Here is a 23,563-nt window from a genome sequence, read left to right as displayed (position 1 = left end):
AGCTGACGCTTCTCAAAGGTCAAAATTCACTTGGTTTGGCTTGTTTTTAGCCGCTTTTTCAGTCGTTCCAAGATCCGGTAGGTCTTCACCTTGGCATTGCTTTCGGTAATCCCCAGGATTTCGGCCACCTCTTTAAAAGGGCGTTGCTCAAAAAACCTCAGTTCGATAATTTCGATATCAGAGGGCTTGAGCTGGTCCAAGGCTCCGATCAGGTCTTCTACCTGCCAAAGGTCTTCGTCCAATTCCATTTCTTCAGCCACTTCCCCCAGGGTATGATCCTCAACACTAACCGTTCGTTTATTGCGGGAATCGCGAAAATGTTGGGCAATTTCGTTACTCGCAATTCGGAACAGCCAGGCAGAAAAAGGTACACCGCGGTACTCATAGCCTCCAAGACGCTGTAAAGCTTTTAAAAACACTTGAGAAGAAAGATCAGCCGAGAGATCAGCATTGCTAGTACGCCGATAGACGAAACGGTAGATGGGCTCGAAATAACGTTCGTATAAAGGTCGGAACCGCGCAGGGTTAGCTTGCGCAGCCTGAATTTCAAGCCACTCGGCTTCCATTGCCGATGCCGACACCGTCTTTTGGGGTTCCGTCATGAACCTGTTATTGACCGTTTTAGTATTGTCGCGACGCAACGCGACGCTACTCGTCTGCAAGATACTAAACATCCCGATGCTCTGGGTTTTGATCTTTCATTCCTTAGCATAATGCAAACGAGGTTCGAAAGTAACAGTTTTTTGGGAAGTATTTTTTTGGGGCCATGCCGGTAGCGGCGTTGCTGTGCAAACACCACTACGGCACCAGGCTGTCTGTCGCTACCGCTCCGGCCCATCCTTTGTCCTCCTCCTTCGTCCGGCGTGCTCCGGCCTCCCGGCCTACGCACTGATCTTTGGATGGTACATCCCCGTGCTAAATTCGTGAATTTAGCTTATGTAGACTAGCGCCCTGTTCGGTGCAGTGCTAAATTTCGTGAATTTAGCCTATGCAGACTCGCCCTTAAATGTCCTTATAATCCCTCAATGGTTCAAAAAACCTATGTGCCTTTGGTGGTTCAAAAACCCCGAAATGCCAAATACGCCTCCACCACCGCCGCTGGAGCCTCCGTTTGCGGGTAATGCCCGATATTAGAGAGGCGTACCACATCGGCATTATTCACTGATTGCTCATAATAGTCGGCAACATGCCCGCCAGATATCGGATCGTAAGCACCATTAATAAACAGCTGAGGCAATTCTCCGCGCACAGTAGCACCTACCCAGCGAGGTTCGTGTACTTCCCGCTCCCGCATGTAGCGGATCAGCCGATGGAAAAGGTACTTGCCATTTTGGTGCTGAATGAGCTGGTAAAATTCATCTACTTCCTGCTCTGTAGCCTGCGTCGCCGGACCAAAGATGACACTGAAATTCTTCCGCAACTTGGCCTTGCTCAAAAATGGCGTAAGCAAAATCCCCAGCGGACTAGCTAAAGCATTTTGAATAGGGCGCGGATGATGGGTGCCGGGAAAAATCCCTCCATTCAGAAAGCATAAAGACAACAATTCTGCCTGTTTCGCCAACTTTCTCTCTTTACTTCGCTCATAATACCGCGCCAGCAACTCCTGAGCAACAGTAGCGCCGTAGTCATGTGCCAACAGATGGTAACGACCAATGCCTTTTTCTTTCAACAGCGCCTCCACCAAGTCGGCCTGATCCATCAGCGAATAGCGATATTTCCTTGGCTTATCCGACCACCCAAAACCAATAAAATCCAACGTGAGAACCGTATAGTGTGCTTTCAGCAGAGGCCATACCTTGTGCCAATCCCAACACGCTGTAGGAAAACCATGCAGCAATACCAGCACTGGTCCACTACCTGCTTGCTGATAAAAAATCTTTTGCTGCCGATAATCGAAATACTGGCCGGTAGAATGCCATTCTTTAAAGGTCATGGTTTGGTGGTTTTAATACGCCTGATACGAAACTATTTTGCGAGCCGTTGTAATATCCGTAATTTCGAGCAATCGTTTAAACTGGGTCCCAAATCCACATGAAGCAACTATCCACACTACTGTTTATTTTCCTTTTTTGCAGTACCCTAATATCCGCAAAAGAGACACTGTTGGCTGCAGATCGCTCGGCGGAGTTAGACCAACAATTGCAACTGCTCCTTCCGGGAACAGGTATCCAGGAACAATCGGTACGCGCTTACGCCAAAGAGCGTATCAGCGAAATGTTAACCAGCCTTGAAGCGCAAAATATTCGCAAAAAGAAGCCCCACAAAGCCTTGGCGATGCTAAGGGAAGAAATGGGCCAGCGTTTTCTTAAAAACCATCAGCCGTTCTCCAAAATTCAATTCTTCTTCACCCAAGGACAATACGACCAGACGACCGCTTCTGCCGTATATGCGATGACGCTAGACTACTTGGGCATGCAGTATCTTTTGCAAGTGCAAGGAACAGAAGTCTCCCTCTTGGTGGATGTAGGGAAAAATACTGAGCGTATCCGCGTAAAAGGAGCCTCTCCCTTAAATGCAGAAAACGAACGTCGCTTTCAAAATGCCTACCTCGAGGTTCTCCGTAGTGTAGGTTACATCCCCACTGCAGAATGGAACAACCCGCCCGATCAGCTTTTCAACCGTTATTACCTGGGTGGAGACCAACAATTGAGCTTACGCCAGTTGGCCAGCTTCCTCTATTACCGACAGGCATTACGCGCGTATGCTGATCACGCCTGGGCCAGTTCTCTCGACTGGCTTTATCAAGCCCGGCAGCTTCACCCCTGGCCAGTGCAGGAGGTTTTGCAGCGGGCCATCTGGTTGCAACTGGCCACCGAGGATACCAAGACAACAACGTCACTGGATTACTTGTGGAAAATATGGGAACGTAGCCCTGGTGCACCTTGGCAAGGACAATTGATTCACCGGTTCAACGAACTACTTCGAGATCACCCTGCTCCCAACAGCTGGGTGATAGACTCTACTTATGATGCCTTTAAGGAACGTTTCACTGATTATCCAGGCGCTTTGGGACAGCTAAGGGAGATTTACTATTTGCAAAGCGCACGTATGCACGCCCAGCAGGGAAACACCGTTAGCGTGATGAACTATATGGATAGTCTTTATCGGTACCAGCCCAACAATACTGCCATACACGAGGTGTTGGCAGGTATGCTCGTATGGTCGTTGCGTAAGGAACGGGAATTTGAATCAGGACTAGCGCGGATCACTGCGTACAGTAAAAAGTACCCTTTCCTGACCACCAATTCCTTATTTCAGGATCGTCACTTACTGTATCAAGCCGAAAGAGTACGCTACTACTTTGATCAGGATGACCGTATTAAAGGCCTGCATTATATGGAAGACTTCAAGCGGCTCGCCAAATCCAGCGGTAGAACACCGCGTTATGATTCGTGGGTATTGACGGCCTATCTGGCAGCATCAAATTATTACTACCGCCAAAACGACTACCGCCAAGCCCTCAATTTTATTGAGCAAGGCAGACAAGAGTCTCCCACTGATGCGTATTTGGATCACCGGGCAGATGTATTATTGAAATACCTGAGATAAAAAAACTACACCAAATCATCGTTCCGATAAATCGGCTCGGCAACTTTTTCTTTGCTAACCTCCTGCAACTCCAAATGATCGTCGATATTGACGCCACTTGATGCAAGCCGTTGTACCGGTGGAGCTTCCTCTTGATAATCCTGAGGGTCTTGATAACCAGGGGCAGACTTTGCCAATTCGCGCGCCAATTCGCGTTCTTCCCATTCGCGGGTACCCGCTTTGGTAAAGGGGAGGCCAAAAGTCCATAAATACTGGATACCGATGAGGGTGCCCCAAGAGATTACAGGGTATAAAAACCAAGGGTCGTGCGGACTATCAAGCATATTCATACAAAAGAAAAATATGCTTATTACCAGATAAATGGAAAAATGGCGAAAGAACCACTTCTTGGAACGCACCTTACGGCGCGCCTGCCGGACATGTTCCGGTTCGTTTCTTCTGTTTCGTCTCATAAGTCGGGAATTCTGAACCTCTAATATACTATTATTACGACTAAGCATTGGTCAAAAATTAACTTTCCTCTTTCGTTTCCGATTTTCAGCTTGAACAAACTCATCCCGACTTTTAGTACGGGATCGTTTATTACTTCGCTGAAAAGCGGAAGTCGGAAATTAATTCTTCGACCGTTACTAAACTAGATCATCATTGCGGTAGGACGGTTCTTTTTGCTTTTCAGCATCGAGTTCCCTCAACTCCAAGTGGCTGTCCAGATCCAGGCCAGGCTTCCTTCTGTTAGGGTTGAGTCGCTGCATTTCTTTTTCTAATTCACGATCTTCCCATTCTTTTGAACCTACGCCACTACCAGGAAGCCCGAACACTTTGAAATACTGAATAGCAACACCAATCCCCCAACCCAACATTGGCCAATAAAACCACCAAGTACCGGGGCTCGTAAGCATATTCAAGGTAAAGAAGAACCCTCCCATAACAAGGTAGGTCGTCAGGTGATTGTAGAAAGCTTTCTTTTCTTTGACGCGGCGGCGCGCTTGTTCAAACTGTTGGTCTTCGTTCATTGCGATTTTATATTACAATAGCTGTTTTATACCAAATCCTTGTCCTTCCACTGAGGGCGCTTGGGACGGCCGTATTGTTCACGGCTAGGCTCGTCTTCCATTGGATAGCTTGGTGTATCACGCTCTTCACTACCATAGATGCTATAACCTCTAAAGGCCAAAATAGCACCCCATATTACACTGATTTTCCACAAAACAACCCCTCCCATTCCAAGGATCATAAGTATAAAGATAACGAAATTGTAGCCGAAAAAGGAACGCAAACTTTTGCGAAATTTGGCCTCACGGCTTTCATCGTCTTGATAAGATTTATGACAAGCTTTCATCTCTGAATGTTTTTTGATTTGCTTCAAAGATGTCCCTAAACGGTACCTATAGGCTACTTTTTTCGACTGAATTGAGCAAAAAGGCTACTGAATTGATGGTTGATGGAAGCAGTTCAAAGTTTAGTGCTTCATTTAGCAGCATTGAAATAATCTTTTACTTCAGCAATGTGCTTTTCTTTTACTTCAAGGCTCAACCAGCTTGCTTCAAAGGCATTGATGGCCAATTGCATCAATTGATCCTTTGTTAGGTTTAAAGCTTTAGCTGTTTCGTAATAATTTTCATTCATGTAGCCTCCAAAATAAGCGGGGTCGTCTGAGTGGATGGTTGCTAATACCCCTTTCTCAAGCATTTTCGCAACGGGGTGATCCTCCATTTTTTGGATGACTTTGAGTTCTACATTACTCAATGGACACAAGGTCAGTGGTATCTTTTGTTCGACAATTCGTTGAACCAGTGCTTCATCATCCAAGCAACGATTGCCATGGTCTATTCTTACCACCTCCAAAAGGTCGAGCGCTTCCCAGATATATTCCGCAGGGCCTTCTTCGCCAGCATGCGCGACTAATTTGTAACCGTGGCTGGCAGATGCTTCAAACACCTTGGCAAACTTGCTGGGAGGGTTGCCCATTTCAGAAGAGTCTAAGCCTACCCCATCAATCCAATCTTTGAAAGGAAGAGAAGATTCAAGCGTTTTGAATGCTTCCTCTTCGCTCAAATGCCTCAAATAAGACATAATCAGCTTGTAGGAAATATTTAATTCTTCTTTGGCTTTTTCAAGCGCTTTATGAATACCATTAATAACAACAGCAAATTCTACCCCTCTATCCGTATGCGTCTGCGGATCGAAAAACACCTCTACATGAACCACATTTTGACTATGCACTTTGGTGAGGTAAGCCCAAGTCAGGTCAAAAAAATCTTGCTCATGGATCAATACTTGTGCACCTGTGTAATAGATGTCTAAAAACTCTTGAAGATTATTAAACTTATAAGCCCTCTTCAATGATTCGATGGAATCATAATCCAGCGTTATATTATTCCTTTTGGCTATTTCGAACATGAGTTCGGGCTCAAAACTCCCTTCAATGTGCAAGTGAAGTTCTGCTTTGGGGATGCCTTCGATCAAAGTTTTCAGGTGAGATGATTCCATTGAGGTGTAGGTTTTATATGCAGGAGAATTAATTATCGACGTAACAAAGGCCAGGCTAATGCCTCCGTACGGAGCAAAACAGTGTTAGTACCGTCCTTGGCAAGGGTATACCGATGGTCGTAAATATACCCCAAAGTCCATTGGGTTGCAACCCAAGAGCAGGTTTGATCGTTGAGTGATTGAAGTTTTCAGAGCAAGACAGCCTTAGAATCTCAATAATGCTTATTGGTCAGTGCGCAAGGCGGGGCCTGGAGCTCGGGGCCAGGATGGCGCAAGGACAATAGGATGGGCAGGAGCGGTAGCGACAGACAGCCTGGTGCCGTGGGGCGTTTGCACCGCAACGCCACTACCGGCATGGCCCCTTAAAACCGGGGTGCAAAGTCCCTAAACTTATGGTAAACTGGTCTTAGGAATAGTTGTTTTTGGCGAGAGCTGTTCGTATAAATACATTTATGCAATTACACAGAAGCTAAGCCCTCCCGTCTTATTGAACTAAACCTCCTTCAGTTATCGGCTATTTCACTATCCTTCTGCTCAAACAACTGCCGACCCCAAAAGCCAACCAAACTCCCAAGCCCTCCATATATACCACCAAGTAGGGCCGTAATGACAACCATAATCCAGGCATTGAGGCCTCCGAGCATATTACCAATACGGGTGGCCAGAATGCTGTCGTTGTTGTAATTGAGAAAGCCACTGTAAGCGCCCCATACGATAGCACCAGCCAACAAACCATAGGCAAATGCCTTGCCTGCAGAGGCCACAGGAGCAAAAGCTCCAAACAGTAAGCCTGCAATAACAATCGCATACCAAGGTAAAAACTGGTGCAAAATCACCATCAATAAGATCAGCCCGAAAAGATAGAGTAGGTTTCGCATCCGTTAAAGGTAAGCTGCTTTTTTAGATTTTTCTGGAACAATAGTGTTACTTTTGGGATCCATATATTGCGCAAAAACCAAATGGAGTCTTCTTTGCGGTTTTTCCAATAACTGACACTTTTGAAATGAACCGCTTAGCCAGCTATTGAAAAAACGAAGACTCCATTTGGTTTTGTGCTGTTCTTTACATTTAACAACTGCCCCTACCATGAAACATCTGGAAGACATCAGCGCTAAAGTCAATGATCAGTTCGAATTCGCCAATAAAGATATCGACCAACTAGACTTCACACCCATTGATGATCGCAATTTTCATATCCTTGCTAATGGCAAATCTTATCGTGCAGAGCTGGTAAGTCGCAACTTCCAACGCAAGCGCTTTACCATCAAAATCAATGGCAGCAAATACGAGATCAACCTCGCCGATGCCTATGACCAAATGGTAGAACGCCTGGGCTTAGGCGCGATCAACACTACCGTGGTCGCAGATATTATAGCACCTATGCCAGGCCTTGTACTACAAGTAATGGCCAAAAAAGGAGAAAGTGTCACTGCCGGTCAGCCCATTCTCATCCTCGAAGCTATGAAGATGGAAAACGTCATCAAAGCCACTGCTGACGGTATCATCGCTGATATTTCCGTTTCCAAAGGTGCTGCCGTGGAGAAAGGGCAATTGCTGGTGAAGATGGAAGATTAACAAGAGGTCGGAAATCGGAAGTGGGAAATCGGAAATAGCTAGTAGCAACCTTCCATACTGTAATTCAAAAGCAGAATCTATCTCCTTTCTTTTCGTGTATCTCACTATTTCCGACTTCCGATTTCCCAATTCCGACTTCATTTAATTCCTAATTCCGACCTCCTAAATTATGTCTACTCGATTACCATTCCTGTACATCAAAACAACCAATGGAAAAGGGCGTGGAGTTTTTACGGCCCAGGAGATTCCCGAAGGCAGCCATATTGAATCTTGCCCAGTATTGGTGCTATCTGAAGAAGGCACTACACTTATCCACCAGACCAAGCTACACGATTATTATTTCCTTTGGGGAGACGAGGGGGAATCGGCCATTGCGCTGGGTTTTGGCTCCCTCTACAACCATTCTTCTGAAGCAAATGCTGATTATGAAATGGACATCGAGATGGAATCTCTTGAAATCATTGCCATAAAGGATATTCAGCCCGGAGAAGAAATAACCATCAACTATACCGACGGCGAATTCCACCAGACCGAGCTATGGTTTGAAGAGAAATAAGCGGAGTGCTTATTGGGGCCATGCCGTCGTTCCTCGGCACCAGGCTGTCTGTCGCTACCGCTCCGGCCCATCCTATTGTCCTTGCGCCATCCTGGCCCCGAGCTACGGCCTGTAGGCCTGCGCACTAGTTAAAAAGGTTCTTCGTCCATTAGGCGAAGAGCATACCCGCGACAAATCACGGGGAACCTCCAATACATAAGCCGCTCATTTGTAGCAGACTCTTTTTACTACCAAAGCCACTCTTTTCATAGCAGAATTCCACCCTTTCGTTCCAAGGCATCCTCCTTACTTCTTTAGGTCTCTGATTTTCCCTATTTTTCGATTCCGAAAATTCAGTCGCCAAATTCACCAACTTATGCCAAGTTACAGAAGCATTTACCTACTCTTATTCCTAAGTTTTGTCCTTTGCGACCAAGCGATGGCCCAACGAAAAAAACAAACCGATCCGGCTCCCGCCAAAGAAGAAACGCCTCTTCACTTGAAGGCTAGCACTTATTCTGCACTCGCTTTTCGCTCGGTAGGCCCCGCCGTTACTTCGGGGCGTATTGCCGACTTTGCGGTGCACCCCGACAACAAGGACGTTTACTACGTTGCTACCGCTTCAGGAGGCGTTTGGAAAACCGTCAACCACGGTACCACTTACACGCCTATTTTCGACCAGCAAAACTCCTACTCTATCGGTTGTGTCAGCCTCGATCCTCAGCAGCCCAGCACCGTTTGGGTAGGCTCCGGCGAAAACAACAATCAACGCTCTGTCGGCTACGGCGACGGTATCTATAAAAGCACCGATGGTGGCCAAAGTTGGGAACACAAAGGCTTGAAAACCTCCGAACACATTGGCGACATCATCGTCGATCCTACCAACTCCGATATTATCTGGGTAGCTGCTTACGGCCCCGTATGGAGCAATGGTGGCGAACGCGGCGTCTACAAAAGCACCGACGGTGGTGACACCTGGACTTGCGTAAAAGAGGTCAGTGAATATACTGGTTGCAACGAGTTGGTCATGGACCCACGCAACCCTAATGTCCTCTATGCTGCTTTTCACCAACGCCAGCGAAAGGTATTTACCTACATCGGTGGTGGGCCAGAATCGGGCTTGTTCAAAACCACAGACGGTGGTGAAACCTGGAAGCCCTTGAAAGGAGGCCTCCCTGGCGGCGATGTAGGCCGGATAGGACTGGACATTTCGCCTGTCAATCCCAATACTCTCTACGCTGTCGTTGAAGCTGGTGATAACAAAGGAGGGATCTACCGCACCGATGATGCCGGCGCCAGCTGGAGCAAGCAAAGTGGCAGATATACCAGCGGCAATTACTACCAAGAGTTGATCTGTGACCCACTTGATATTGATCGCATTTATATTACCGACACCTACTTTCAGATCAGTGACGATGGCGGCAAAACCACCCGCAATCTCGGCGAGCTCAACAAGCACATCGATAACCACGCCCTCTGGATTGACCCAGACAATACCAACCACCTACTCGTTGGTTGTGATGGTGGTGTGTACGAGACATGGGACCTGGCCGGAACCTGGCATTTCAAACCCAACCTGCCTGTAACCCAATTCTACAAAGTAGCTACCGACAACGCTACTCCCTTTTACAATATTCATGGCGGAACACAAGATAACCTCAGCTTGGGCGGCCCTAGTCGAACGACCAGCATGAATGGCATTGTTAATTCCGATTGGTTTGTGACCTCTACCGGTGATGGTTTTGAAACCCAGGTAGACCCTACCAACCCCAACATCATCTATGCCCAAGCTCAGTATGGTGCCTTGAGTCGCTATGACCGGGGGAATGGAGAATACTACTACATCAAACCCATGGAAGGCGAAGACGAACCCGCCCTTCGCTGGAACTGGGATGCTCCTTTACTGATCTCTGCTCACAACCACAAAAGGCTCTACTTTGGTGCCAACAAATTATTCCGCACTGACGACCAGGGCGATTCCTGGCAAGTCATCAGCCCCGATCTTTCTGCGCAAATTGACCGCAACACCCTTGAAGTAATGGATCAGGTGTGGAGCGTAGATGCCATCTCTAAAAATGGCTCTACTGATATTTTCGGCCAGCTGACGACTATTGCAGAAAGTAGCATCGACGAGAATATGTTGTGGGTAGGTTCCGATGATGGCCTCATTCACCTGACCACTGACGGCGGGCAAAATTGGCAGAAGATCACAGGTCTTGCCGGTGTGCCGGAAATGACTTACGTGAATCAGATCATTGCTTCGCAGCATGACAAAAACACCGCTTACGCAGCCTTCAACCACCACCGTTATGGTGATTTTAAGCCTTACCTTTTCAAAACCACAGATGCAGGCCAAACTTGGACCCCGATCCACGCGACCTTGCCCGAACGCGGAAGTGTATACACCATTGCAGAAGATCATGTTCAGCCCAACCTACTGTTCTGTGGCACTGAATTCGGTGCATTCTTCAGCCCTGATGCCGGGGAACACTGGATTCCGCTAAAAGCTGGATTACCGACGGTGGGCGTAAGAGACATGGAAATTCAAAAACGAGAAAATGACCTTGTACTCGGTACTTTTGGTCGTGGATTCTATGTACTAGACGACTATAGCCCTTTACGGGAAATCACAGCAGAGGCCCTGGCAAAAGATGCCGAAATCTTCACTATAAAAGATGCCTTGCTTTATATTGAACGTACCGACATTGGTCTACGGGACAAAGGTCACCTGGGAAGCAGTTACTTCACCACACCGAACCCCAAGCCTGGTGCGGTATTCACCTACTACCTAAAAGAGAGCATCCAAACGCTGGAAGACCAGCGGAAAGAAAAGGAGAAGGAGACAGACGATGACCCCTACCCTACCCTCGATCAGCTTCGCCAGGAAGATGCCGAAGAAGATCCTTATCTGATTTTCACCATCCGCAATGCGCAAGGAGAGGTTGTTCGTCACCTAACGGCGCCTGCCAAGAAAGGCCTAAAGCGGCTGACTTGGGATATGCGTCACGACACCCCCGCGCCGGTAGTTGGCCGGTATACGCCTGCTCCCGATGTGCTTTTTGGTTCCGCCGAATTGGGTCACCTGGCCATGCCGGGAACCTACACTGTAGCACTCAGCAAGTTTGAAAACGGCGAAGTCAGTAAGCTTACGGAACCCGTTTCTTTCCAGCTTAACTATTTGAACCAATCGTCCATGCCGGAAACGGATTGGGCAGAATACGATGCCTTTGTCCGCAAGGTTGCTGATATCCGCAAAGCCTTCAGTGCTGCCAACGATATCCGCCGAGAATTGTCGGGGAACCTCAACCACATCCAGTCTGCTATCCTCGATATGCCTGCTGCTCCGGAAGGTCTTTTGGCCAAAGCCAGCGAACTGAAGCTACAACTGAGTGAACTCAGCCGCAAAATGAATGGCGACAGAAGTCTTGCGCGCCGCCAGTTTGAAACGCCTCCAAGCATTGGTGGTCGCATTGGCCGCTGTGAATATGGCCTCTGGGATGTCACTTCGGCACCAACACAGGTATACCAGGATGCTTACCGTATTGCAGCCAAGCAATTTGGGCCAGCTCTCCGTGAACTGAAGCTCATTGCAAACGAAGTGGCCGCTTTGGAGAAACAAATAGAAATGAACAACGCACCGTATACCCCTGGCCGCTGGCCGGAATGGAATGAATAAAGACGTAGGAGTACAGGCGTTGCAATGCAACGCCTGTACTCCTAATAATCTACGTCTCTATCCCCATATTACACATAGCCGTTAATGTAACGCATCAATAAAAAAACATGATTAAATATATCTTTTCTTTCGCCTTTCTCTTACTTGCTTCAGGGGTTTCCGCACAGGAGGAGCCCTTGTTGCGTTTTCCTTCGCTAAGCCCTGATGGGCAGCAGATTGCCTTCTCTTACCAGGGTGATATCTGGACAGTGCCCACCAATGGTGGCGTTGCCCGCCGCCTGACGATTCACGAAAGCTACGAGAGTCACCCGCAGTGGAGCCCTGATGGTAGCCGTATTGTCTTTGAAGGTAACCGCTATGGCAACGACGACATTTTTGTCATGGACGCTCAGGGCGGAATGCCCCTACGGCTCACCTACTATTCCGGCAGTGACAATTTCCCGCAGTGGAATGGCAACGATGAAATCATCTTCATGAGTTCACGCATGTACCGCCAGGTAGAACGCGACCAGGAAGTCTTCAAAGTGCCCGTCACGGGTGGTACTCCACAACGAATGATGGATGCCTTAGCCCAAATGGCTAACGTCTCCAACGACGGTCGTTATGTGGCTTATGTGGCCGGCAATTGCCGCTTTGTGCGGGAAGTATACACCGGTCCAGCTAACCGCAACATTTGGGTGTATGATACTCAAAGAGGCAACTATATGGCGCTGGCTGCTCAAAATGCCCAGGAAAGTCATCCTGTTTGGGGAGATAACCAACAGTTGTTCTACCTAAGTGCTGCCAGTGGCCGCTATAATATCTACCGCAAAAACGGGGTACTGACCAAGGATTTGGCGCGGCCTTTAACCAATTTTCAAGACGAAGGCATCCGCTATTTTGATGTTAGTGCCAACGGGAAACAGCTCGTCTTCGAACGTGGCAATGGCATTTACACGCTACCTACCGATGGTAGTACCAAAGCACAAAAAGTAAATATTCAGGTAACCGCAGACTATCGTTTTGATCCTATAAAGCAGGAAAGCTTAAGTCGCGGAGCCACCGAAATGGCTGTTTCTCCCAATGGTGATTATCTCCTCTTTGGCGTACGTGGCGAGATTTTTCTACGAGTAAATGACAAGGAAAAGAAAGGCGTTGTGCAGCTCACGCGCCACCCTTACCGTGACCAGGATGCACAGTGGTTGAATGATAGCACCGTGGTCTTCATTTCAGACAGAGACGGTAATAAAGAACTTTACGTGCTACACTCTGCCGACGCAGACCAGCCCGACCTTTACCGTACTTTGAAGCGGACTGCCAAGCGGATAACAAATACGCCTGTTGACGAAGCAAACATCAGCCTTTCGCCAGATGGTACCAAAGTTGCCATCAACCGTGGACGAGGGCAACTCGTGGTCGCAGACATTACGGCTCAGGGTTTAAGTAACGAAAAAGTACTACTGGATGGTTGGTCAACAGCCAGAAGTGTACGCTGGAGTCCCGACGGGCAGTGGCTGGCTTATTCCCTTTCTGACCTGGATTTCAACTCAGAAATTTACATCCACGCAGCTGATGGTAGCCAAAAACCTGTCAATGTAAGTATGCACCCTCGCTCAGACAGCAGTCCTTTCTGGAGTGCTGACGGCAGCAAACTGGGCTTCCTTTCCATTCGTAACAATGGCGATTCTGACGTTTGGTTTGCCTGGTTACGGGATGCTGATTGGCAAAACACTAAGCAAGATTGGGAATGGGAAGAAGAGGAAGATGAAAAAACAGAAAAAGACTCTGTAACAGTCATTGACTTTAAAAACATTCACGAACGACTGGTCCAAGTAACCCGTCTGCCTGGAAATGAAGGAGACTTGGGCATCAGTACGGATGGAGAAACCTTCTTCTTTACAACAAACAATGGTGGCCGTAATGGTTCGCCCGGTGGCGGAGAGTTACAAAGCATCAAATGGGATGGCAGCGATGCCACAACCTTACTAAGTGATACCCGATTACGCAGTTTATCTGTAGGTACTGATGGTAAAACCCTATACTTGCTAAAATCTAACGGCACCCTGGCCAGCATGAAAACCGATGGTAAGAAAGCAGACAACCTCGGCTTTTCCGCAAATATGGCCATCGACCACCAACAAGAACGCCAGCAGGTATTTGACGAAGCGTGGCGAGCACTGCGGGACGGATTCTATGACCCCAACTTCCACGGACAAGATTGGGACAAACTCCGTGCAAAGTACGAGCCGCTAGCTATGTCTGCCTCTACGGAACAGGATTTCCGCGATCTTTTCAATACTATGCTTGGCCAACTCAATGCCAGCCACATGGGCATGTATGGTTCTAATCCTGAAGAAACCCAGCGAGATCGCACTGGTCTGTTAGGTCTGGAAGTAGAGCCTGCAACAAATGGCGTAAAAATCACCCGTGTTGTCAGTCGTTCACCTGCGAACCGGGAAAAGAGTACTCTCACCGTTGGAGAAACCATCGTCGCAGTCAATGGAGTGGCCATTTCAGGCAGCACCAACCTGTACAGTCTTTTACAGGGAACAGCCAATGACCGCACCCTATTGAGTGTCATTGATGCAGCGGGAACCGCACGTGAGGTCGTCATCCGTCCTGCGAGTAGCCTCCGCACCGAGCTCTACGAAGAGTGGGTTGCCGAACGCAAACGCCTGACCGAAGAATACTCTGGCGGCCGCTTGGGGTACATTCACATCCAGGGAATGAACTGGCCTAGCTTTGAACGCTTCGAGCGCGAACTCACCGCCAGCGGCCTTGGCAAAGAAGGCATCGTCATCGACGTTCGTTACAATGGCGGCGGCTGGACCACCGACATGCTCATGACGGTACTCAACGTTCGTCAACACTCTTACACGGTACCTCGTGGAGCGGTAGACAAGCTGGAAGGTAACCACCCTGATTTTGCGGACAACTACCCGTATGGAGAACGCCTACCACAGGCAGCGCTCACCAAGCCAAGCGTAGCGCTATGTAACCAAACCAGTTATTCCAATGCCGAGATTTTCTCGCACGCCTTTAAAACTTTAGATCACGGTACGCTGGTAGGTATGCCTACTTTCGGAGCCGTTATTTCTACTGGTGGACAAGGGTTAATCAATGGTAACTTTGTACGGATGCCTTTCCGGGCTTGGTACGTAAAAGCTACCGGAGAGAACATGGAACTAGGGCCTGCCGTTCCAGATGTAGAAATAGAAAACAGCCCAAACAGCAAGGCCGAAGGCCGTGATGAACAATTGCAGAAGGCAGTAGAAGTACTGTTATCGGAATTGAAATAACCTGGCTTCTTACAGGTGGGATTCACACGTAAAATTCGTGAATCCCACCCCTGACTAACCAAACAACAATGGAAGAAAAAGACCAGGAAAGGCCCGAACTAAAATGGTTGGATACCGCAACCCAGTTATTAGATAATCGATTCCGTATTCCGGGAACAGACGTTCGGTTTGGGTTTGATTTCCTTATTGGGCTCATCCCCGGTGTAGGTGACGTGGTTTCCTTGGGGATCAGTGGTATGCTGGTAACCGTGATGGCACGCAAAGGCGCTAGTGGAATGGTGATCGTTAAGATGCTATGGAACATTTTCTTAGATGCCATCATCGGAACTGTTCCGGTAATAGGAGACCTTTTCGACCTTTCTTATCGTGCCAACCGTCGAAACCTTGAACTGCTGAAAGAACACTACGAGGAGGGTGAACACCAAGGTAGTGCAACATTCGTAGTCATCATGGTGCTCCTGTTTGTGATCGGAATATTTATATCCGCAATTTACCTGATTGGGTGGATTTTAGGTACCTTTTGGGCTTTGATAACCGGAACAACATAATTGGACTCATTAGGGAGTATTAGCTAGGTCATTTCCTAACACACCCATTAACACAGATAATTTAAATCCTTTTTGTATGAAAAAATATTTCTGGCTATTGCCACTATTCGCACTATTGGCCTGCCAACCGGCTCAGGAATCACCTGAAGCTATTGAGGAACTAACCGTTCCAACTGACGACGAGTTTGTATGGAGCCCTGAAAGCTTCGCTGACAAAAGCATCGTCCGGTATCAGGTACCAGGCTTTGATCAATTAAGCCTCGATCAGAAAAAGCTGGTCTACTACTTAACCGAAGCAGGCCTTGCAGGTCGTGATATTATCTACGACCAAAACTATCGCCACAATCTTGCCATCCGCCATGCTGTTGATGCTATCGTAGCCAATTATTCTGGCCAACGAAACAATGCCGATTGGGAAGCATTTGAGCTTTACGCTAAGGAAATGTGGTTTGCCAGCGGTATCCACCACCATTACTCCAACGACAAATTCAAGCCCGGCTTCTCACAGGAGTACTTAGCTGGATTATTGAGTGACGTTGGCGCCAGCCTCACCGAAGAAGAATTAGCAGCCATTTTTGATCCTGCCAAAGACAATAAAAAGGTAGCTCAAGAAGGTGACGATCTGGTTTTGGCTTCAGCCGTTAACTTTTATGGGCCGGATATTACCCAAGCAGAAGTAGAAGCTTTTTACGCCGACTTGAAGGACAACCTGGAAGACCCGAGGGTCAGTATAGGCCTCAATAGTAGGGTTGCCCGTAATGAAGACGGAAAACTTTACGAACAGGTTTACAGCGCAGATGGCCTCTATGGTTCTGCCATCCAAGAGATCATCAAATGGCTTGAAAAAGCGGTAAGTGTTGCCGAAAACGAGCCACAGGCTGATGCTTTGCGCAAGCTCATCGAATACTACCGTACCGGCGACCTGGTGACCTGGGACGAGTACAACATCGCTTGGGTAAAAGCAACCAAAGGAGATATTGATTACATCAATTCTTTTATTGAAGTGTACCTTGACCCCATGGGACTAAAAGGCAGCTACGAGACCATCGTGCAGATTGATGACTTTGATGCCTCTTCTCGCATGGCTAAAGTCGCTGAAAACGCACAGTGGTTTGAAGACAACAGTCCAGTGCTGCCTCAGCATCGTAAGCCTACCGTTACGGGAATCAGCTACAAAGTAGTGACTGTAGCAGGTGAAGCAGGTGACGCCAGCCCTTCAACTCCCATTGGTGTAAACTTGCCCAATGCGAACTGGATCAGAGCAGAATATGGCTCTAAGTCTGTTAGCCTGGGTAATATCAGCCATGCTTATAGTGAGGCCAACGGGCCCGGCTTACTCACTGAATTTGCCAATGACGAAGAAGAAAAAGCACGTGCAACAGCACATGGTCAAATCGCGGGTAAAATGATCACCGCCCTGCACGAAGTATTGGGTCATGCTTCTGGTCAATTGGAAGAAGGGGTAGCTACACCAGGGGAAACCCTGAAAAACTACGCTTCGCCACTAGAAGAAGCGCGCGCCGATCTTTTTGCTCTCTATTACATCACAGATGCCAAGCTTCAGGAACTTGGCTTGATTGAGACAGATGAAGTGGGCAAAGCAGCTTACGATAATTACCTCCGTAATGGTCTGATGCTACAATTGCGTCGTATAGAACCGGGGCAAAACATCCAGCAAGCTCACATGCGCAATCGCCAGATGGTCGCTAGCTGGGTAATGGAAAGAGCCCTGGCCAGCGGTGCCGTAGAGATGCCCGTACGCGATGGAAAAACCTACATTGACATTAAAGACTATGCTGCACTGCGGACCCTCTTTGGGGAATTGCTACAAGAAGTACAGCGTATCAAGAGCCAAGGCGATTATGAGGCTGGAAAAACCCTTATTGAAGGCTACGGTGTACAAGTAGACCAAGCCATCCACCAAGAGGTTTTGAAACGTAGCGAATCGCTAAACATCCCGCCTTACGGTGGTTTCATTAACCCTCGATTGGTAGCCGTGCAAGATGCCCAAGGTAATATTACAGATATCAACGTGGAATACCCTGATGATTTCACCGAGCAGATGCTCGAATATGCCGGCAAGTATTCATTTCTGAAGTAAACCTTCGGAATAGGAGGTAGCACAGGTAGAGAGGGTAGAGAGATGGATTTCGCTGAAATCAATCATTCTACCCTCTTTTATTTTGAGTAGAACCAATCACTTTGTACGAAAAAACTTGTACAATAATTTGAACCAATAGAATCTTTATCGTAAAAAACAAGAAATACTTAACTTAGCCATTGAGTATTTATCTGCCGCTACAGGCTTGTTGATTGAATCAACCGAAATGAAAAAACTAAAAAAAATACTTTACGAAGTTTTTGTTTTAATTGTGCCTGTAATGCTTGGCGTTTATCTAGGTCTATTGGCAAATAATTGGAATAACGAAAGAGTAGACAAACAACAAACAGAAGAAGTATTACNNCAACATATTTTACGAGAGGTAAATAATAATGAGGTATCCATACTAGAATCGTTGGATTATTTTAAGCAATTGAGGGATAGCATTCATCAATTGGACAATCGAAACGCGTTACCGTCTAATTTTTCATTTTGGAAGGGACTAAATCCACCTCTATTAAAGGATGCTTCGTTCCAATCTGCATCCTTATCAGGAGTGCTTAGCAGGTTAAATATTGATTTATTGGAACAACTTACTTATGTATATAAACTTCAAGATGATTTAGAATTGCAATCCAATACTTATATACAAAGTGTTACAAATAACATCGGAGACGACAACTTTACCAACAAAAAATATTTGATTATTTTAGAAAACTATGCTCATGACCAAGTCAGTACAGAAGAAAAACTGGTCATAGAATTGAAGAAAGTCAAACAATTAATTTCCGAAAATTAATTCCCTATGAAGTGTTTATTAACTTTTAGCTTTCTTTTATTCCTTCTCTCTTGTTCTGAGCCAACACAAAAACATTCCGCACAGAACACTTCAGAAGGAATAAACTGGGCAATCAACAATTTCCCAAGTATTGATAAAGCTCCGAAGCATATGGTTTTAACACTAGGAGTCTTTCATTTTGACAGAAGCAGAGATGGTAGCGATGTTGTTGCCCAAAATCATATTGATATTGATACTGAACAGAACCAAAATGAGTTGAGTGCTATTATTCAAAGATTAGAAGACTTTAATCCGGCAAAAATAGCTATTGAGTGGCGTCCGGAATATCAAAACATGTTGGACTCGCTTTATCAAGAATATTTAGCCGGGAATTACAAATTGGGTAAGAACGAAGCATTTCAAATTGGTTTCAAACTTGCGAAAATTCTTGGGCATGAAAAAGTGTATTGTGTGGATAATAACCCACCATTACCCGAAAGTATTAATGAAATAGAGGACTGGGAAATCTATGCGGATAGTTTGGGACATCTGAAGCTATGGCGTTCCTACGACCAAGAAAATTTAAGGTATAATACATTCATGGATACCATTCAAAGGCACCTAAATGTTAAAGATTACCTTTTACTCATAAACTCACAAAAAAATGCAATAAGAACCAAACAACTTTGGACAACAGGTTTGGTAAATGTAGGATACTTAGATAAATATGTTGGCGCAGATTTACTGGGTAGATGGTACAAACGAAATGCTCGAATCTATGCCAATTCTAAAAATCTATTGAACCCCGAATCAAAGGAGAATTTATTGATCATCTATGGAGGAGCACATAAATGGATTCTGGATGAATTATTCCAATCTTCGCCAGATTTTCAAGTAGTGCAGTTTAACGACTTAATGATTAAATGAAAGGGCATACAAAGCTGCATATAGAGCTTGTTTAGCGGCCTGAGTAGGAACTCATTTAGCTGGTGCATGACACCGAAGCAAAGTATCTACCCACCGTCAAGCTAAAACTCGAAGTCTAACAAGGGCCTACGGCACTAGAATGATAATTGACAGCATGGAAGAAACAATTGAACAAAAGCAACACTTGCTAAAATTGTTTAGAGAGGGAATAGAAACTCTTTACCACGAATAATATATAGCGACAAGTAGATTCCATATAATGGAATCGCATACCCCTCTACCACGCCGGCAATTCCACAAAAAAGGTACTCCCCTGACCTGGTGTGCTCTCCAGCCATATTTTTCCTTGGTGTAGCTCCACTATTCTACGGCAAATGGCCAACCCGATGCCCGTCCCTTCAAAATGCTGCTTATCGAGGCGCTGGAAGATGTCAAATATTTGTTTTTGGTATTCTTTTTCAATACCAACTCCGCGGTCCTTGATTTGTAGCTGATAGCTTTTGCCGCTTAGCTGGCAGGATACATCAACCTCTGGAGCCTCAGCCTTATCAAATTTCAAGGCATTCTGAAAAAGTTGTTCAAATAAAATGCTCAGCAACTCGGGATGACCTTTAATTCTTTGTAATTGATGTATGATCAATTTAGCGGCGGGCTTTCCCTGCTCCTCTGCCTGTTTTTTAAAAACCTCCTCCAAAAGAGGCTTTAAATCAATAGACTGCGTGGTAGACTTGACCCGACTGGCCAAGTCTGTAAAGAGTTGCAAATCACCTAACAAGTCATTCATCTTCCGGGCCCCGCCCAGAATAAACGCCAAATATTCTTGCCCTTCCTTATTCAGTAAATCGCCTTGCTTGCGTTGTAGCAAATTGGCAAAAGCACCAATATTCCTTACCGGTTCTTTTAAATCGTGAGAGGCAATTTTGGCAAATTCCCGCAAGTCAGCATAACGGGCGGCCAGCTCTTTGTTTTTTACTTCCAGGGTGTTAGAAAATGCGAACTGTTTGCGGTAAGCACGAAACAAACTCCCTGCTAGCACCAATGCTAAAAGTATTCCACTGAGCAGCAATCCAAATAGCAATCGATTGTTTCTTTCTGACAATTGCTGCCCCAATCTTTTCTCCGCAGCTAATTCTTCTTCGGCTTGTCGCTCAAAAGTGTAACTTTCCTGGATAGCTGTGATGGCATCATTCTTACTTTTCTCCACCAGTGCCTCTGCTAATTGACGATAATGGGCTTGGTAATAATAAACTTGCTTAAAATCCCCCTTCAAGGCCGACAGTTGCGCTAATAACATTGCTGCCTCCGTTTGTAAATCCAGTGCGCCGGCAGCAGCAGCTAGTTCCAAACTCCGACGAGCATAATCTTCCTGTAAAGGAAGTACTTCTTCCTGATTGAGCATCATTAATCGAACGACCTCCTGCAAGCAACTGGCTATCAACCTACGATCTGTAGACTGTTCTGCAAAAGACAAAGCTTCCTCCCAATGTTTTTGGGCAGTAGCCTGATCGTCTAACTGTAAAGACAGCTTACCTAAACGGCCTTTGACATGAGCAATAGCAGTGACAAAATTTTCTCTACGAGCAAGCTGTTCACTTTGATCATAATACTGTTTCGCCTTCGAAACATCATCCATTTTCAAGGCTACATCACCAAGGTTACTTAGTGAATAAACCAAGCCCTGGATATCTAATAACTTACTGCGAATATCCCTCCCTTGTAAATAATAAACTTGGGCAGAATCGTAATTTTCCTGCGCAAAGTAGACGTTGCCAATATTATTGAATGAGCGGCCTAAGCCTAGTGAATCAGTAATAGCCCTTCTAATGACTAAAGCCTGAAGATAATAATCCAAAGCACCAGCGCGATCTCCCCTGGACCACTGAACCATTCCCAGAATATGCAGACCATCTGCAACCCCTCTGGGAAATTCAATTTGCGTTGCCAGCTCTATCGCCATTAAAGCTCGCTGACGTGCTGTATCGATGGCTGTATTTTTAAACCTCCAGGCTTCCTCATTATAGCGTTCTACAAGTATAGAATCCAAAACCTTTGCCATAGGCTTAGACTGTGCAGCTACGGTAAATTGAAGCTGCAAAAAGAGAAATAGCATCCACAGTTTTAAAATATTCCCCATAATTATCTTTCACACAATACAACAGACAACAAGATAACTATTTAGGCACTTCAGCGTATGGGAATTAGAGGCAAGTGACGGGATAAAGATAAGAATACCTTATTTCTATTAAAATACTTACAACTGCAAATATATAAAAAAGGCTAATGAATTTAGAGAGCGCGTTTTTTACTAAATATTGTGCAACAAATAAGTTGAGCGATTCCTAATTATTGCTTTTCCCTGGCAACTTGGATTGTAGCAAGCCACCGAAGACATTCATATCAGTACCTGTGGGCAAGACGGCAATTTCTACATTACCAGCCAATTCACGGTTTACCAGGAAGGAAGCATAAGTAGGGTTTTCCTGACAAAGGCGAGCGAGTTCCAGCTGTTGCTCAAAACCGACTTTATCCATTGCGCGCTGTTTTTCTACCGCTATCATTTCTATTTCGCGCTGCTTTTCTACTTCTACTACTTTGAGCTGGCGCAAACGATCAGCTTCGGCACCGGCTTGCGTACGAGCTACAGCGGCGGCGGTCTCTGCTTTGGCTATCTCAATCTTACGACGATTATTTTCTGTGCGGGCCTGGATGGCTTGCAAACGGCCTTCCGCCTCTGCTAGCGCTATCGCGACTTCGCCATCAGCAACTGCTTTTTTCTCATTGGCAGCAGCCTGGGCCAATGCCAATTGATTCTGCTTCTTAATTTGTTCTTCCCGCAAATCCTGTAGTCCGATGTCTTCAAGCGCTTGGGTAAAAGCTTGCGGAAATTGTACATCTAGTACAATTACGTCTCGTACCGTTAAATCTGGTTCTGGCAAACGCAGCAGTAAACCTTCTTTGACAGTAGCAATAAAATCATCCCTGCGGGTACTAAAAACAGAATCAACGGGCGCAAACTGATTGGTAATGTCACGGATAGTTTCCATGCCGCGAGCATACAATAGTCGGCCTAGTACGGTATCTGGTCGTGCAGGACCAACTTCAGAATCCTCGCCTTGCCAATAAACAGCAATAGAGATATCCAACGGGACACCATCTCCGAGGCGTACATCCGAGAAACTGATTTCGCTAATCTGTTCGGTACGTAAAGTCGCCGCTTTTTGGCCACAGCTGCAACAGAGCAAAGCAATAATTAATCCGATTAAAACAAATCCTAACTGGCGCATAGTAATGAGGTTTTCTGTGTGAAGAATAACTCAAAACTAGCATCCTCTATCCTTATTAATTAAGACAATGCGTAAGCGTAGAGGGTAAGCTCGTAGTCGTTAGCAGAGGTTGATTATTTGTAAAAAACGAGAAGTCCTGGGCTGTCAAACGGTAACAACTTGTCTTTTCCTAAAAAATTTCATCAATCAAATCCTTATTCAGCACCGCACCCGACATTGAACCCGCTGCTACTGCATTTGAAACAGATCGGAATAAGGTCGTATTATCACCACATGCATACACGCCAGGAATAGTTGTTCTTTGAAACATATCTACCTCAATATACCCCTGCTCTGTCAATTCACAACCTAGTTTTTCAGGAATATCACAATGCTGAACAAATGGAGCTTTGGCATAAATTGCCCTTATCGATTCTTTTGTTCCATCCTTGAAAAGGATGCTTTTTACCATGCCTTCATCATGATTAAACTCAAGGATTTCCTTTTCTATTATGCTAACCTTATGCTTATCTAATTGCGCTGTTTGCTCCTGTGTTAATGTCGACTTACCATTGGTGAATAGTGTCAAGTCATTTGTCCAATGCGCTATCATTTTCGAAAACTCATATCCATAATCGCCATTTCCGAAAACTCCAGTTTTCTCATTTTTTACTTCATAACCATGGCAATAAGGACAATGGAGAATAGAAATGCCCCAACACGGCGAAAAACCCTTGATGTCAGGCATAATGTCCTTTACGCCCGTTGCAAATAGAACTTTCGTACCAATAAAAGTCTCGCCTGACTGGGTCGTAATTTTGAAACCGTTAGACGTTTTCGTTC

19 protein-coding genes are annotated in these 23,563 nt (G+C 46.1%); 9 read left to right on the top strand and 10 right to left on the bottom strand.

Features of this window, described 5'->3' with window-relative positions; genetic code table 11:
- Positions 1–26: 26 nt before the first annotated feature.
- Together ACRBG0_RS10200 and ACRBG0_RS10195 are read right to left on the bottom strand one after the other, a co-directional pair.
- A complete protein-coding gene (locus tag ACRBG0_RS10200; protein WP_431486795.1) occupies positions 27–674 on the bottom strand; it encodes an RNA polymerase sigma factor in 648 nt (215 codons plus the stop codon).
- Positions 675–1,057: 383 nt separating this feature from the next.
- Positions 1,058–1,933 carry an alpha/beta fold hydrolase gene (locus ACRBG0_RS10195; protein ID WP_431486794.1) on the bottom strand — a complete coding sequence of 292 codons (876 nt, stop codon included), beginning with the start codon at positions 1,931–1,933 and terminating at the stop codon, positions 1,058–1,060.
- Between the two features lie 98 nt (positions 1,934–2,031).
- Between ACRBG0_RS10195 and ACRBG0_RS10190 the strand changes: the two genes are divergently transcribed.
- Positions 2,032–3,549, top strand: coding sequence for a hypothetical protein (locus ACRBG0_RS10190; protein WP_431486793.1), 1,518 nt, complete (start codon positions 2,032–2,034; stop codon positions 3,547–3,549).
- A gap of 5 nt (positions 3,550–3,554) precedes the next feature.
- Here the strand turns inward: ACRBG0_RS10190 and ACRBG0_RS10185 are convergent, their stop codons facing one another.
- From ACRBG0_RS10185 to ACRBG0_RS10165, 5 genes are all read right to left on the bottom strand, one after another.
- A complete protein-coding gene (locus ACRBG0_RS10185; RefSeq protein WP_431486792.1) occupies positions 3,555–4,001 on the bottom strand; it encodes a 2TM domain-containing protein in 447 nt (148 codons plus the stop codon).
- 177 nt (positions 4,002–4,178) lie between these two features.
- On the bottom strand, positions 4,179–4,562 hold the full coding sequence (locus tag ACRBG0_RS10180) for a 2TM domain-containing protein (protein WP_431486791.1): 384 nt from the start codon (positions 4,560–4,562) through the stop codon (positions 4,179–4,181).
- Positions 4,563–4,588: 26 nt separating this feature from the next.
- Positions 4,589–4,888, bottom strand: a complete 300-nt coding sequence (locus ACRBG0_RS10175; protein WP_431486790.1) for a hypothetical protein — start codon at positions 4,886–4,888, stop codon at positions 4,589–4,591.
- A gap of 128 nt (positions 4,889–5,016) precedes the next feature.
- Positions 5,017–6,039, bottom strand: a complete 1,023-nt coding sequence (locus ACRBG0_RS10170) for an adenosine deaminase (RefSeq protein WP_431486789.1) — start codon at positions 6,037–6,039, stop codon at positions 5,017–5,019.
- Between the two features lie 503 nt (positions 6,040–6,542).
- On the bottom strand, positions 6,543–6,917 hold the full coding sequence (locus ACRBG0_RS10165) for a hypothetical protein (protein ID WP_431486788.1): 375 nt from the start codon (positions 6,915–6,917) through the stop codon (positions 6,543–6,545).
- Between the two features lie 208 nt (positions 6,918–7,125).
- Here ACRBG0_RS10165 and ACRBG0_RS10160 point away from each other — a divergent pair, with 208 nt between their 5' ends.
- The 8 genes from ACRBG0_RS10160 (at position 7,126) to ACRBG0_RS10125 (ending at position 19,457) form a co-directional block, all read left to right on the top strand.
- Complete coding sequence (locus ACRBG0_RS10160; protein ID WP_431486787.1) at positions 7,126–7,614, top strand: acetyl-CoA carboxylase biotin carboxyl carrier protein subunit; 489 nt, start codon at positions 7,126–7,128, stop codon at positions 7,612–7,614.
- 169 nt (positions 7,615–7,783) lie between these two features.
- The gene (locus ACRBG0_RS10155; protein ID WP_431486786.1) at positions 7,784–8,170 is read left to right on the top strand and encodes an SET domain-containing protein; all 387 of its coding nucleotides are present in this window, start codon (positions 7,784–7,786) and stop codon (positions 8,168–8,170) included.
- 355 nt (positions 8,171–8,525) lie between these two features.
- Positions 8,526–11,825 carry a WD40/YVTN/BNR-like repeat-containing protein gene (locus ACRBG0_RS10150; RefSeq protein ID WP_431486785.1) on the top strand — a complete coding sequence of 1,100 codons (3,300 nt, stop codon included), beginning with the start codon at positions 8,526–8,528 and terminating at the stop codon, positions 11,823–11,825.
- A 107-nt stretch (positions 11,826–11,932) separates the two neighbouring features.
- Positions 11,933–15,103: a S41 family peptidase gene (locus ACRBG0_RS10145; RefSeq protein ID WP_431486784.1), complete on the top strand. Its 3,171-nt coding sequence runs from the start codon at positions 11,933–11,935 to the stop codon at positions 15,101–15,103.
- Between the two features lie 68 nt (positions 15,104–15,171).
- Entirely contained in the window at positions 15,172–15,651 is a 480-nt protein-coding gene (locus ACRBG0_RS10140) for a DUF4112 domain-containing protein (RefSeq protein ID WP_431486783.1), read from the top strand.
- A 76-nt stretch (positions 15,652–15,727) separates the two neighbouring features.
- Complete coding sequence (locus ACRBG0_RS10135; RefSeq protein WP_431486782.1) at positions 15,728–17,752, top strand: dipeptidyl-peptidase 3 family protein; 2,025 nt, start codon at positions 15,728–15,730, stop codon at positions 17,750–17,752.
- Between the two features lie 364 nt (positions 17,753–18,116).
- Positions 18,117–18,551, top strand: a 435-nt coding sequence (locus ACRBG0_RS10130; RefSeq protein WP_431486781.1) for a hypothetical protein, incomplete at its 5' end; no start/stop codon positions are given.
- A 6-nt stretch (positions 18,552–18,557) separates the two neighbouring features.
- On the top strand, positions 18,558–19,457 hold the full coding sequence (locus ACRBG0_RS10125) for a DUF5694 domain-containing protein (RefSeq protein WP_431486780.1): 900 nt from the start codon (positions 18,558–18,560) through the stop codon (positions 19,455–19,457).
- A 277-nt stretch (positions 19,458–19,734) separates the two neighbouring features.
- Here ACRBG0_RS10125 and ACRBG0_RS10120 read toward each other — a convergent pair whose 3' ends face one another.
- From ACRBG0_RS10120 to ACRBG0_RS10110, 3 genes are all read right to left on the bottom strand, one after another.
- A complete protein-coding gene (locus ACRBG0_RS10120) occupies positions 19,735–21,567 on the bottom strand; it encodes an ATP-binding protein (RefSeq protein ID WP_431486779.1) in 1,833 nt (610 codons plus the stop codon).
- 229 nt (positions 21,568–21,796) lie between these two features.
- Positions 21,797–22,741, bottom strand: a complete 945-nt coding sequence (locus ACRBG0_RS10115; RefSeq protein ID WP_431486778.1) for a hypothetical protein — start codon at positions 22,739–22,741, stop codon at positions 21,797–21,799.
- 169 nt (positions 22,742–22,910) lie between these two features.
- The coding region (locus tag ACRBG0_RS10110) for an NAD(P)/FAD-dependent oxidoreductase (RefSeq protein ID WP_431486777.1) at positions 22,911–23,563 on the bottom strand (653 nt) is incomplete at its 5' end.

It is taken from the genome of Lewinella sp. (genome assembly GCF_050633125.1).
Taxonomy (GTDB): domain Bacteria; phylum Bacteroidota; class Bacteroidia; order Chitinophagales; family Saprospiraceae; genus Lewinella.
Note: the sequence above shows the minus strand (reverse complement) of the source record. Positions and strands in the feature narration are given on the sequence as shown.

Bases quoted from the DNA above. Each gene is read 5' to 3' on its own strand.
- ACRBG0_RS10190 (WP_431486793.1), top strand. From the start codon at position 2,032: ATGAAGCAACTATCCACACTACTGTTTATTTTCCTTTTTTGCAGTACC.
- ACRBG0_RS10120 (WP_431486779.1), bottom strand. From the start codon at position 21,567: ATGCTATTTCTCTTTTTGCAGCTTCAATTTACCGTAGCTGCACAGTCT.
- ACRBG0_RS10170 (WP_431486789.1), bottom strand. From the start codon at position 6,039: ATGGAATCATCTCACCTGAAAACTTTGATCGAAGGCATCCCCAAAGCA.
- ACRBG0_RS10135 (WP_431486782.1), top strand. From the start codon at position 15,728: ATGAAAAAATATTTCTGGCTATTGCCACTATTCGCACTATTGGCCTGC.
- ACRBG0_RS10175 (WP_431486790.1), bottom strand. From the start codon at position 4,888: ATGAAAGCTTGTCATAAATCTTATCAAGACGATGAAAGCCGTGAGGCC.
- ACRBG0_RS10150 (WP_431486785.1), top strand. From the start codon at position 8,526: ATGCCAAGTTACAGAAGCATTTACCTACTCTTATTCCTAAGTTTTGTC.
- ACRBG0_RS10185 (WP_431486792.1), bottom strand. From the start codon at position 4,001: ATGAGACGAAACAGAAGAAACGAACCGGAACATGTCCGGCAGGCGCGC.
- ACRBG0_RS10155 (WP_431486786.1), top strand. From the start codon at position 7,784: ATGTCTACTCGATTACCATTCCTGTACATCAAAACAACCAATGGAAAA.
- ACRBG0_RS10115 (WP_431486778.1), bottom strand. From the start codon at position 22,741: ATGCGCCAGTTAGGATTTGTTTTAATCGGATTAATTATTGCTTTGCTC.
- ACRBG0_RS10125 (WP_431486780.1), top strand. From the start codon at position 18,558: ATGAAGTGTTTATTAACTTTTAGCTTTCTTTTATTCCTTCTCTCTTGT.
- ACRBG0_RS10200 (WP_431486795.1), bottom strand. From the start codon at position 674: ATGTTTAGTATCTTGCAGACGAGTAGCGTCGCGTTGCGTCGCGACAAT.
- ACRBG0_RS10160 (WP_431486787.1), top strand. From the start codon at position 7,126: ATGAAACATCTGGAAGACATCAGCGCTAAAGTCAATGATCAGTTCGAA.
- ACRBG0_RS10195 (WP_431486794.1), bottom strand. From the start codon at position 1,933: ATGACCTTTAAAGAATGGCATTCTACCGGCCAGTATTTCGATTATCGG.
- ACRBG0_RS10145 (WP_431486784.1), top strand. From the start codon at position 11,933: ATGATTAAATATATCTTTTCTTTCGCCTTTCTCTTACTTGCTTCAGGG.
- ACRBG0_RS10140 (WP_431486783.1), top strand. From the start codon at position 15,172: ATGGAAGAAAAAGACCAGGAAAGGCCCGAACTAAAATGGTTGGATACC.
- ACRBG0_RS10165 (WP_431486788.1), bottom strand. From the start codon at position 6,917: ATGCGAAACCTACTCTATCTTTTCGGGCTGATCTTATTGATGGTGATT.
- ACRBG0_RS10180 (WP_431486791.1), bottom strand. From the start codon at position 4,562: ATGAACGAAGACCAACAGTTTGAACAAGCGCGCCGCCGCGTCAAAGAA.